At 63.8% G+C, this 11,664-nt stretch carries 10 protein-coding genes and 1 tRNA gene; 8 read left to right on the plus strand and 3 right to left on the minus strand.

The window, feature by feature from the left end; all coding sequences use genetic code 11:
• Positions 1-71: 71 nt before the first annotated feature.
• Entirely contained in the window at positions 72-797 is a 726-nt protein-coding gene (locus ACO07I_RS21745; protein WP_422011032.1) for a cytidylyltransferase domain-containing protein, read from the plus strand.
• A complete protein-coding gene (locus tag ACO07I_RS21750; RefSeq protein WP_422011034.1) occupies positions 794-2,674 on the plus strand; it encodes a tetratricopeptide repeat protein in 1,881 nt (626 codons plus the stop codon). The genes ACO07I_RS21745 and ACO07I_RS21750 overlap by 4 nt, the downstream gene beginning before the upstream one ends.
• A gap of 814 nt (positions 2,675-3,488) precedes the next feature.
• Here the strand turns inward: ACO07I_RS21750 and ACO07I_RS21755 are convergent.
• A protein-coding gene (locus ACO07I_RS21755) for an IS630 family transposase (RefSeq protein WP_422011036.1) occupies positions 3,489-4,420 on the minus strand; the annotation gives its coding sequence in 2 pieces (ribosomal slippage) (positions 3,489-4,343 and positions 4,346-4,420; 930 coding nt in all).
• 295 nt (positions 4,421-4,715) lie between these two features.
• A tRNA-Arg gene (locus ACO07I_RS21760) sits at positions 4,716-4,792 on the minus strand.
• 183 nt (positions 4,793-4,975) lie between these two features.
• On the opposite strand from ACO07I_RS21760, the gene ACO07I_RS21765 reads away from it, so the two are divergent.
• From ACO07I_RS21765 to ACO07I_RS21780, 4 genes are read left to right on the plus strand one after another with little or no spacing between them, the layout of a single operon-like run.
• Positions 4,976-5,401: an SRPBCC domain-containing protein gene (locus ACO07I_RS21765; protein WP_422011038.1), complete on the plus strand. Its 426-nt coding sequence runs from the start codon at positions 4,976-4,978 to the stop codon at positions 5,399-5,401.
• Positions 5,402-5,426: 25 nt separating this feature from the next.
• Positions 5,427-7,055 (plus strand): UbiD family decarboxylase domain-containing protein, encoded by a 1,629-nt coding sequence (locus ACO07I_RS21770; protein ID WP_422011040.1) that lies wholly within the window; start codon positions 5,427-5,429, stop codon positions 7,053-7,055.
• 10 nt (positions 7,056-7,065) lie between these two features.
• Positions 7,066-7,689, plus strand: coding sequence for a UbiX family flavin prenyltransferase (locus ACO07I_RS21775; RefSeq protein WP_422011042.1), 624 nt, complete (start codon positions 7,066-7,068; stop codon positions 7,687-7,689).
• On the plus strand, positions 7,686-8,063 hold the full coding sequence (locus ACO07I_RS21780) for a copper resistance protein CopC (RefSeq protein WP_422011044.1): 378 nt from the start codon (positions 7,686-7,688) through the stop codon (positions 8,061-8,063). The genes ACO07I_RS21775 and ACO07I_RS21780 overlap by 4 nt, the downstream gene beginning before the upstream one ends.
• A gap of 22 nt (positions 8,064-8,085) precedes the next feature.
• On the opposite strand, the gene ACO07I_RS21785 is transcribed toward ACO07I_RS21780, so the two are convergent.
• Positions 8,086-9,099: an FUSC family protein gene (locus ACO07I_RS21785; RefSeq protein WP_422011046.1), complete on the minus strand. Its 1,014-nt coding sequence runs from the start codon at positions 9,097-9,099 to the stop codon at positions 8,086-8,088.
• Positions 9,100-9,137: 38 nt separating this feature from the next.
• On the opposite strand from ACO07I_RS21785, the gene ACO07I_RS21790 reads away from it, so the two are divergent.
• Both ACO07I_RS21790 and ACO07I_RS21795 read left to right on the plus strand, forming a co-directional pair.
• Entirely contained in the window at positions 9,138-10,502 is a 1,365-nt protein-coding gene (locus ACO07I_RS21790) for a UbiD family decarboxylase (RefSeq protein WP_422011048.1), read from the plus strand.
• 85 nt (positions 10,503-10,587) lie between these two features.
• Positions 10,588-11,595, plus strand: a complete 1,008-nt coding sequence (locus tag ACO07I_RS21795) for a Bug family tripartite tricarboxylate transporter substrate binding protein (RefSeq protein ID WP_422011050.1) — start codon at positions 10,588-10,590, stop codon at positions 11,593-11,595.
• Positions 11,596-11,664: the final 69 nt, after the last annotated feature.

Consider the following 11,664-nt stretch of genomic DNA (forward strand, 5'->3'; position numbering starts at 1 on the left):
GTAGGGGCCCACTTGAAGCTATTGCCTTCTTGTGAGTGAATCTCTTACGCTAAGAGCTTTGGGAGGCCCAATTGCGCGTTTATGCCCTGGTGCCTGCAAGGTCAGGATCGAAAGGTCTTCCGGACAAGAACGTTCTCGAAATCGATGGCCGGCCGCTTCTTGCGTACTCGATCGCATTTGGGTTGGCTTTGGGCGTCGATCGCGTATTCGTTAGCACCGACAGCGACCGCTATGCTGCCATTGCCAGAGGCCATGGAGCCGAATGCCCTTTCCTTAGAGCGCCTGTAGCCAGTTCCGACGCCGCTCGGGAAGAGGATATTCTTGACGACCTGAACCTTCGACTTCCACTGCAGGGGATCGCTCTCCCCGATGTTTGGGTGTGGCTGAAGCCAACCAGTCCCTTCCGCCGGATAGACGCCGTACGCGAAGGTCTTGAGATATTGCGCACTAGGTCAGACGTCGACTCCGTACGTCTGGTGAGCGAGGGCGATGCAAGGCTACAGGTCATCAATAACGAAGGCTTCTTGGAGCCACTACTCGATGAATGGCCCGAGCATCTCTCGAAGATCCCTAGGACCAGACTGGTCAAGACCTATCATCCGTTCAGCCTCGAGATCTTCCGCAACAAGCAGTGGATGGAGAATCGGACGCTCTTCATGGGACGTCGAATATTCCCAATTATCCAATCAAGGATTACCGGCCTCGACATCGATGATCGGGACGGGTTCGAGATCATCAAGGCGCTAATCGAAGCCAGGCCACGTGCACGCATCGTCAGCGATCATTTGCCGCCATGACCGTCGGCCCGCTTCAGAGGTCTTTTCAAGAGCAGATTGCTGATATCTTGCAAGCAATTGATGCTGGTCGCGACGACGAAGCGCGCGCACAAGCGAAGTTGCTTCCTTTGGACATACCGCGTTGCCGGAAATTTGCCGCCGATCAACTCAAGGTATTGGCGTTTGAGGACGATAGCCGGCTGCTCGGCTTCGCAGAAATACTGCATTGGTGCGCGCGCGGAAAACCATTCGACGTCGAATTGACGAAGCCATTGAACGTCGCTGCCAAAATCCTCCTAGACCGCGGAGACTGGGCTCGCAGTGCGCATATCCTCGGCCTCGTGTTGAGCCTCTTCCCAAATCAGCCCCTGGCGCTCCTCCGCCTGTCAAATGCAATGATCGCAATGGGGCAAACATCGAAAGCGCTAGCTTATGCAAAGGAATTATTGCTCCGGGAGCCGTGGCACAAAGGAGTTGCAAAGCTAGTCGCACTCAACGCCGATGCCAAAGACGTTGCCGAGCTCGGTGACCTTATCGCTCCACTCGCGATCGCCTGGGCCGAAGCCAATCCGGATGCGATAGAGTCGTGCGTACGGGTTCTCGCGCTGCTGATGTGCTCCGAGCAGGCTTGTCAGCTGCTGAGCCAAGTGCCCCTTCTAAGCGATGCCGCTATTGCAAAGGCAGCGTTCGACACTGCTGTGAACACTTCTAACCCCGAATTGGCAAGACGGGCAATTACCGAACGTCGCTGGGGCCCAGAAGAGGCGTTGGAGCAGGAAGTGTGGCGTGTGCATATCGCCCTGCTCCAGCGCAATCGCGAACAACTTGCTGCTTCGTTTCATTGCCTCGCCCAAGCCGGCCGCCTCGATCTCCTTGGTAGATCGTCGCGGCAAGCCGCTCAGGCGTTGGGGCTGTATGCGGAAGCCTTCAGTGGACAATGGGCAGCGAAGCGGCGCCGGCGAATTGCCGAATTGATCCCGTTGATGGGGCCGGGCGAGCCAATTCAGGAGCTTGCCAAGGCCAATGTCCTCATCATCGCGTATACCCACCTCGGCGATCAACTCCAGCCGCTTGAGCTGGTCGATCGGCTGAGAGAGCTATGCGCATCGTGCACCATCGCCGTAGACCGTCGCATCGCCAACCTCGTTGCAAGAGGCCGCGACAACCTCACCGTCATCGGGATTGAAAAGTATACACTGGATCTTCGTGATGCGACTGATCCAGAAATACTGCGTCACCATCTTGGTTTAGAACGGGTCGCTGCAATTGACCAATTCGACAAGGTGATATTGATTACAGACCTCCAGCCCTTGCTAGTGGATACCGAATCCAACCTGCCGCGTTACCGTCAAACGCTTCGCGCAGATCCGGTGCTAAGAGGGATGTGGAGGGATGAGCTGTCGAAACGGGGGTACTCTCGCAAAGTCGGTCTTTTCTGGCGATCCGGTCGGGTCAATTTTCGTCGCTCGAACAAAGCCACCCGGCTAAAAGACTGGACGCCTATATTGGACGTCTGCAGCCAGGCGCTACTCGTCAATCTGCAGTTCGGGAGCGATGTTTCATCTGAAATCGGGGACCTCATGCCCGAGCACAATGTCATCGAAATGCCGAACCTGGACACGAAGGAGGATATTGAATCCGTTGCGGCGCTGATGTGTGAACTCGATTTGGTGATAACCACGCCGGGCACCACGATGCATCTTGCCGGTGCACTCGGCGTTCGAACGCTCGCCGTGACACATCCATCTCAGGCTCTTTTTCGCGCGCGTGCTGACGGTGTGACAGGAACCTGGAGCAAGAGTGTAGAGATTATAAGCGGCCCCCCGGACGAGGGCTTTGCAGGAGCCATTCTTGCGACCGCTCGACGCTTGCAAGTCCTGTGGCCGGTTACCGGGTAGGACGGCAAATGATGTGCAAGGGGCCCTTCGGGATCGTGAGCAGCGCCCAAGGTGCCGGGCGGGGAAGGCCAAGCGCCGGCCATCGCTACTCTTGGCGCTTGTTGTGGTCGGCGACCGAAAGCTGCGGGCCGCTGTACGCGCCCGGCGCGGGCCGGCTCTCGATGCCGGCCTCCGCGATCCAGCGCTGATCGCCTCGGCCTCGGCCTCGGCCTCGGTCGCAAAGTGGATCAGCTTGTAGCGCCAGTCAGCGTGCGAGCCGGCGATGGAATACCAGCCTGCCGGCCCGGCGATGCGATCGGCGGCCGCCTTCCACTCGGCGTCGTCGGCATGCGAAAGGGCTGATGGCGATGCAGGCGGGCAAAGTGGGGTAGGGCTCTCAGGCGGAGCTGGTGGCTGTTCCAGCCGCGCTTCGGGCGGGCCATGGGCGATCTCCGGTTGGCTGCGGCCCCACGCCCCGCCGCCCGGTTCTGTCTCTACGGGAATCGTAGCGCCGCCGCCCGATGTCCGTCAGCGGATGAATCCGCATGGCGTCATGAGCAGGCTGCGCGGCTGCTGGCGATGCCGGCACCGGGCGCCTTTATTCCGTCGCGCGCGCTACTCCATGAGATCAGTGTACGGCGTCGTCGTTGGCTGGCCAGACTAGAGTCTCGTCTGCTGCTTCGCTCAAACCTTCTCCCATGTGCTTCAATCCGTCGGGGGTGAGATTTCTCGAAGGACGAGTTGATCTTCTAGGCTAATGGCGGCCAGGACGAACGGCGTATCGGGCAAGCCAAGCTCGCGGAACTTCTCCCGCAGGAGCTAGAGTCTTTCCGTCTCATATCGAAGCGTATCCTGCGTTTTTGATGTAGGCGGCGCATTCGTGTGGTGCGAAGCATTGAAGGAGTTGTCCGATGCGTCGCCATGTATCCTCAACGGTGCGTTCCTCAGCTTTGCGCAGGAGGGTCTTCAGCTTGGCGAAGGCCTGCTCGATCGGGTTGAGGTCGGGGGAATAGGGCGGCAGGAAGAAGAGCTTGGCGCCCGCGGCGCGTATGGCGGCGCGGACGGACCAGCTTTTGCGGCTGCCCAGATTGTCCATGATGACGACGTCGCCCGGCTTGAGGGTTGGCACCAGGAACTGGCGGACGTAGGCTAGGAAGCGTGTGCCGTTGATCGGACCGTCGAAGACGCAGGGAGCGGCGATGCGGTCGTGTCGCAGGGCTGCCAGGAAGGTCAGGATCTTCCAGTGCCCGTGAGGCACTTTGGCCATCAGCGGTGTGCCACGCGGGTTCCAGCCGTGGGTTCGGGCCATGTTGGTTTTGGCCCAGATCTCGTCGATGAAGACCAGCCGCCGGGGATCGATCCGGCCCTGGTATTTCCGCCACCAGGCCCGCCGCCGGGCAACGTCAGGCCGATCCTGCTCGCTGGCGAACACGGTCTTTTTGAAGCTGATCCCAGCCGCACGCAGGAACCGCCACGGCGTGTCGCACGACACCGTCACGCCCCGGTCGCGCAGCTCGGCCAGCAGCGCATGCAGCGTCAGATCCGGCTTCTCCTCCAGCCGCCCCAACAGCCAGTCCCGCTCGCCATCCAGCTTGCAACCTCGGCGGCCGCCCATCGGCCTGGGCGCCGGACTGCCGGTCGAGCGCGCCAGTTGTGCCCACTTCACGACGCTCGAAACGCTCACCCGGAACAGCGCCTAGACCTGACGACACGACTGACCGCCGCCACCACGCGCTCCCGCAGGTCCATCGAATAGGCTCGGGTCATCCTGCTGACCTCCTATCAATCAGCAATTTGAATCACAGTCCTCTCGATTTGGGAATCCCCTCCGATTCCGTCAGCCCCAGAGGTCGGCAAAAGGGTGGACCATCCCGATCAGCGTTCTGAGTGCTCGGAGTCGCGCATAACATCGCGTCCACTGAAAATGGAACAACGAACGGAGTGCAAACGCACGTGTCAGAAACGTGCCCATTGAACATGCGTGTTCTGGCGCCGTTCTGCGCGAACCGATGCGCCCGGTGGAAAACCACCCGGGTGGAAACGTTGATTTATAAGGATTTGTTGGCGGACCCGGCGAGATTCGAACTCACGACCTCTGCCTTCGGAGGGCAGCGCTCTATCCAGCTGAGCTACGGGTCCGGCGCGGCGGAACATACCGGAGGGGGCTCTGCTGCGCAACGAGCGGACTCGAGGCCTCGAAAGCCGGTATTCGCCCGGCCGGGTGCTCGAAGTTGAACGCTTCAGCCTGACTGATAAGGTCCCGCCGCACATGCTCGCCGCGCTATTCCCGCGTGGGAGATAAGGTTTTCGGGAGGCCAAACCGTGTCCGATCACGCTCTTCGTCACGCCGTCAACATCAAGGCGGATGCCGCCAAGGTCCATCAAGCCCTCACGACCCTGGAGGGGCTCAAGGGCTGGACCATGGCCGAAGTTTCGGGCGGCGCCGGCGTGGGGAGCCAGTGGACCCTGAAATATGCCGACGGACCGAAGTTCGTCTGGGCAGTCGCGTCGCAGGGAGCGGACGCCATCGTCTGGAAGTGCGTCGACGGGCCGGGCGACGCGGCCGGCACCAGCATCTCGTTCAATCTCGGCCAGACGCCGCACGGGCGGGTCCATCTCACCTTCGCCCATTCCGGCTGGCCGCATCAGAAGGGCAACTTCGAGAAGTGCAACGCCCTCTGGGGCATGATGCTACATCATCTCAGGGCCTTCGCCGAGCATGGCAGGACCGCGCCGGCCTATTCCTGATCTCCCCATTCAATCGGGTCAGACAATGCAGCAGTCTCTTTCCGACTTTGTCGACGCGATGGACAAAGCGGGCTTCCTCGTGCGCATCACCGACGAAGTGCGTGTCGACCAGGTGCCGAAGATCATGGAGGCCCATCCGACCAAGGCCGTCCTGATCGAGAAGATCAAGGACACCGAGTTCTCGGTGCTGGCCAACGCCTATTCCAACCAGGAGATGTTCGCCTGGGCGATGGGCTGCGACAAGACGAAGACCGGCCTCGAGATGGTGGCGCGCTCCAAGGGCCGGGTGAAGTGGGAGACGGTGACGACGGCGCCCTGCAAGGAGGTGATCCTGAAGGGCGACGATGTCGACCTGACCCGCCTGCCGCTGTTCCTGCACCACGATCGCGACGGCCACGCCTACACCAACGACAATCTGTTCATCAGCAAGCATCCCGACACCGGCGTCTACGACTGGGGCATCTACCGCTCGATGTTCCGGACGAAGAACGAGAAGTCGGTCGACATGACCTGCACCTCGCATCGCCAGCGCATCCACGCGATGGCGGCAGCGGCGAAGGGGCAGAACCTCGAAGTGGCGATCGTGCTGGGTGGCCCGACCATCGACAAGATTTCGGCGCTGGTCGGCGTCACCACCGACACCGACGATTTCGAGGTGCTGGGCGCCTTCTACGGCGCGCCGGCCAAGATGATCAAATGCGAGACCATCGACGTGATGGTCCCGGCCAATGCAGAGATCGTGCTCGAATGCGAGCTGATGGCGCTGGAGGGGCTGGTCTACGACGAGGGCCCGTACGGCGAGTTCACCGGCATGTACGGCGGCGGCATCAAGCACAATTATCGCCTCAAGGTGAAGGCGATGACCTACCGCAAGGGCGGCATCTTCCAGCATTGCACGATCGGCGGGCTGCACCCCTGGTACACCGACAACATGCTGCAGCTGCCCGCGATCGAGGCCGACCTGTTCAACGGGCTGAAGCAGGGCGGCATAGACGTACGCGAGGTGCGCTGTCCGCTGGGCGGCCTGTCCAACATCGCCTACGCCAAGATCCATCCGCTGGGCGCCGGCGATTCCAAGCAGGCGCTGGGCATCATGCTGACCTGTTCCAAGCAGGGACTCCCGAAGATCGCCATGGTGTTCGACACCGACGTCGATATCTGGGACGACCAGGCCGTGCTGGCCGCCATGGCCTACCGTTACATGCCGGACAAGGACACGGTGCGGCTCGACGGGCTCAACACCATGACCGTCGATCCCAAGAGCACGACGCTCGGCATCTCCTCCAAGATCGGCATGGACTGCACGGTGCCGCTGGGGCCGGAATGGAACCCCAACGAGTTCGTGCGTAGCACCGTGACCGACCTGGGCGATCCGCCGGCCGGGCTCAAGATCATGACGGAAGACGAGCTGACCAGGGACATGGAGGCGTTCATCCGTGCCGAGCCGCGCGCCTGGCACGACATCCTGAAGCAGTATCACGGCCAGCCCTATCCGGTGCTCTACCGCGCCTTCGGCAACCTGCGCCACAGGCTCGGTCGCAGCAACGATCCGCCCTGGTACCGCTACGCGCTCTCCGACACGCCGTTCTCGTGGGAGGCGAAGCCTGCGCCGCTGAACCACTCGGATCCGCGCCACATCAAGACCGGCGGCTGAGGGCATTCGAATGGCAGCGAGCGAACCCGTGCGGCGCATGGTGGTCGGCATCACCGGCGCCTCGGGCACGGTCTACGGCATCCGCGTTCTCGAGGCGTTGCGGGCGCTGAAGATCGAGAGCCATCTCGTGATCTCGAAGGCGGGCGACCAGACGCGGTCGCTCGAGACCGACGTCTCGGCCTCCGAACTGCGGGCGCTGGCCGATCACGTCTATGCGCCGGGCGATATCGCGGCTTCGATTTCGAGCGGGTCGTTCCAGACCATGGGCATGATCGTGGCGCCCTGTTCGGTGCGCACCCTGAGCGAGATCGCGACGGGGGTGACCTCGGGGCTCGTCTCCCGCGCCGCCGACGTCTGCCTGAAGGAGCGTCGGCGGGTCGTGCTGATGTTCCGCGAGACGCCGCTGCACGCCGGCCACATCAAGAGCATGCTGGCCGTCACCGAGATGGGCGCCATCGTCGCGGTGCCGTCGCCGGCCTTCTACACGCGCCCCAGGACGGTCGACGATATCGTGACGCATTCGGTCGCGCGCGTGCTCGACCTGTTCGGTCTCGATACCAAGACCTTCCCGCGATGGAGCGGCCCCTCCGGGGTGGACAGGCCCGCCACCGCCAAGCGCCGGAGCGGCAAATGATGATGCGACGCCTGGCGATCGCCTTCCTGATGGTGGCGCCGTTTGCGTCTCCAGCGCGCGCGCAGCAACCGTCGGACGACGTCCACGTGGTCGAGTCGACACCGGCAGCCCATGCCCGGATCGGCCTCAAGAGCAGCGCCTTCTTCGTACGCTTCGACCGGCCGGTCGATCACATCAAATCGACTCTCGTCATCAAGCAGGGCGACAAGGTGATCGAGCGCCTACACCCGCGTCTGGAATCGGCCCCTGAAGTGCTGTTCGCCGCTGCGCCGACCCTGCCGCCCGGCAACTACGTGCTGCACTGGGCGGTGATCACGCTGCAGGGGACGAAGGCCAAAGAGGGCGACATTCCCTTCCAGGTCTCCGACCAGTAGGCGCCGCATGCCGGCCGTCCGTTCAGGTCACCTTGAGGATCCTGCGGCCTGCGAAGATCGTGAGGAAGGCGACCGCCACGCCGAGCGCGGCCTCGGCCACCCGGTCGACCAGGATGGGCGGCCAGGGGGCGCCGCGGCTCAGGTTGCTCATGCCGATGGCCAGCGGGCAGAAGAACAGCAGGGCGACCCCGTAGTTGCGCGAGACTGCGATCTCGGCGACGGCCTGGCAGATCACGATGATCGCGATCAGCGCGAGAGGGCCGGGTTCGAAGGAGAACAGGAAGCCAGCGATGGCCACCCCTCCCAGTGTGCCCAGCATCAGGTGGATGGCACGGCGCCAGACATCTTTCGCGGCCAGCGCCGGCATCAGGGCGGCGACGGTGACGGCAGCCCAGAAGGGATGGCCGATGCCCAGGGCAAGGGCCAGCGACCACGCCGCGAGCACGCCGAGCGTCGCAGCCGCCAGCACGACCAGATGCTGGCGACGGTCGAGGTCGGCATAGCCCGACGCGATGCGTCGTCGCCATCCGTCGGGTTTCTCCTCATCGGGCGGCGCGCCGATGGCGTTGATCGCCGCCAGCAGCACCGAGAAGCCCGCGCCGCCCGCGCCGACCACGAGGGCGAGCGGCAGGCTCTCCCATTTCGTGGGAATGGCCGCGATGATCAGCAGCACCAGCACGAAGAACATCTCTCCGCGCGGTATCCAGCGCATCGCAGAGCCGAGCGTTACGCCGGCGCCTACGGTGAGGGCCAGCAGGACGCCCAGCACCGCGAGTGGGGCGTGCGAAGCGGACCAGGCCATGGCGATCGCCATGGTGACGACCAGGCCCGCGCCCGCGACGACCTGGCTCTCGACGCGCTTCTTCGCCGGCTCGCTGTGGCCATAGAGCATCGCCAGCCCGCCGAACGCGGCATAGACCGCGAGATCGAGACGGCCGATCGCGTCCAGCGCGAGCAGCGGCAGGCCCACAGCCGCCGCGACGCGGACGGCGGCCTCGATGTCGTGGCGATGGATGTCGGCGAACAGTCTGCGCATCACCCTTTGTACCCGAGAACCGCGAGGACGGATTGACCATGCCCTATCAGGATCTGCGCGCCTTCCTGACGGAACTGAAGAATGCGGGCGAGCTCGTCGAGATCGCACGGCCCGTGTCTCCCAAGTATGACATCGCCAAGGCGCTCGCCAAGGCGAGTGCGATGCAGGGGCCGGCGCTGCTGTTCACGCAGACGGGCACCGACTTCGCGCTGGTGGCCGGCATCTACGGCAACCGAAGGCTGGCGCTGAAGGTCTTCGAGGCGTCGGAGGAGACGATCCACGGCAAGGTCCTTCAGGGCATCAACAACCCGATCGCGCCCGTCGACTTCAAGGGCACGGCGCCCTGCCAGGAAGTCGTGCTGACCGGCGATGCGATCGACGTGACGAAGCTGCCGGTGCCGATCTACAGTCCCAAGGATGGCGGCCCCTACATCACCGCCGGTATCGTCGTGTCGGAGAATCCCGAGACCGGTATTCCCGACATCGGCAACTACCGATTTCAGGTGCACGGGCCGAAGGAGCTGGGCGTGTTCTCCGCGCCGAATCATCGCTTCGGAAAGAACATGGCCCATGCCGTCGCGATGGGGAAGGAACTGCACGGCGCGGTCGCCATCGGCGTCGATCCGCTCACCATGTTCTCCTGCCAGGTCCAGTCGAGCGACGCGACCAACGACTGGTTCGTCGCCGGCGGCCTGCGCGGCGCGCCGGTCGAGCTGGTGAAAGCCGTCAGCAACGATCTGAAGGTGCCGGCCTGGGCCGAGATCGTGATCGAGTTCGTCGTCGATACGAAGACCCAGAAGATGGAAGGCCCGCTGGGCGAATATACCGGCTACTACACGCCGGCCTCGCCCAAGCCCGTCGCCAGGATCACGGCGATAACCCATCGCAGGAACGCGATCTTCCAGGGGCTGCTGACCGGCAAGCCGATCACCGAGAACCACGTCCTGAAGCAGATCCCGTTCGAGACCTCGATCCTGCGCCAGCTCCAGGTCCAGTTCCCGACGATCAGCGACGTCTCCATCAACAGTTCGGGGGGCGTCCAGACCTATGTCGTGATCGCGATGAAGCCGCGCTACGAAGGCGAGGCGCGGCAGGCCATCCTCGCCACCATGGCCGGCAACCTTCATCCCAAGTGGGTGATCGCCGTCGATCCCGACATCGACATCCGCAACGCCGCCGAGGTCGAATGGGCACAGTCGTTCCGCGTCAAGCCGAACCGGGACGTCTTCGTCGTCGACCGCACCGCCGCCGCGCCGCTCGATCCCTACACCGACGGCGGCTACTCGTCGTCCGTCGGCATCGATGCCACGAGGCCTTTCGGCGAGGAATTCCCGGAGGTTTCCGAGGTCCCGGGCTGGAAAGACTTTCCCCTGCCCGAACTCGACGCGGCAATTCGCAAATAGTGCTGCCGGGAAGCGTCGGTTGGGCTTGGCGGCACGGCGCGTTTCGGCGACAGTCCGGCCACAAGAACCGACCGGGAGGAATGAGATGACCGACCACAACCGCCGCGGCTTCGTCCGCGCTTCGGGCGCTGCTGCAGTGCTCGCCACTCTGGGCCTTGCCGGCCGCGCCGGCGCGCAGGGCACCGCGCCGCTCGAATCCGTGCGCATCGTCACCGGCTTCCCGCCGGGCGGCACGTCTGACACGCTGTGCCGCCGCGTCGCCGAGGGGCTGAAGGGCACCTCCTACACGAAGATGGCGATCGTCGAGAACAAGCCGGGCGCCGGCGGCCAGATCGCCATCCAGTCGATGAAGGGCGCGGCGACCGACGGCAGCGTGATCCTGCAGACGCCGGCCTCGATGCTGATGATCTATCCGCACATCTATAAGAAGCTGGCCTACGACGCCTTCACCGACGTGACGCCGGTAACGCTCGCCTGCACCTTCGACTTCGGCTTCTGCGTCGGCCCGGCCGTCCCCGAGAGCGTGAAGAACATTCCGGAGTTCCTGGCCTGGTGCAAGGCCAACCCCGACAAGGCCAATTACGGCTCGCCGGCCTCAGGTTCGGTGCCGCACTTCATCGGCGTGCTGCTGGGCCAGGCCGGCGGCGTCGAGCTGAAGCATGTCGCCTATCGCGGTACGCAGCCCGCGGTGCAGGACATGATCGGCGGCCAGATCCAGGCCGTCTCCGGCCCGGTCGGCGAGTTCACCCAGCAGGTCGCCGCGGGCAAGGCGCGCCTCCTCGGCGTCTCGGGCGCGACCCGCAGCCGCTTCGCACCGAACGTGCCGACCTTCGCCGAGCAAGGCTACAAGGACCTGGTCTTCTCCGAATGGTTCGGCTTCTTTGCTCCGGGCGGCACGCCGGCGCCGGTCGTGATGCGCGCCAACGAGGCGCTGCGCGCCGCGCTCGCGCAGAAGGACGTGATCGACGGCCTCGCCGTCATGGGCCTCGAGGTGAAATCCTCCACGCCGCAGGAACTCGGTGCGCTCCTCAAGGAGAGCTACGACCGCTGGGGGCCGATCGTGAAGAAGATCGGCTTCACCGCGGATTCCTGACGCGGCCAATAAGCGGAGCGCGCCACTCCAGTGGCGCTCATGATCATGAGGCGCCACTGGAGTGGCGCG

Source organism: Reyranella sp. (assembly GCF_965227665.1).
GTDB lineage: Bacteria > Pseudomonadota > Alphaproteobacteria > Reyranellales > Reyranellaceae > Reyranella.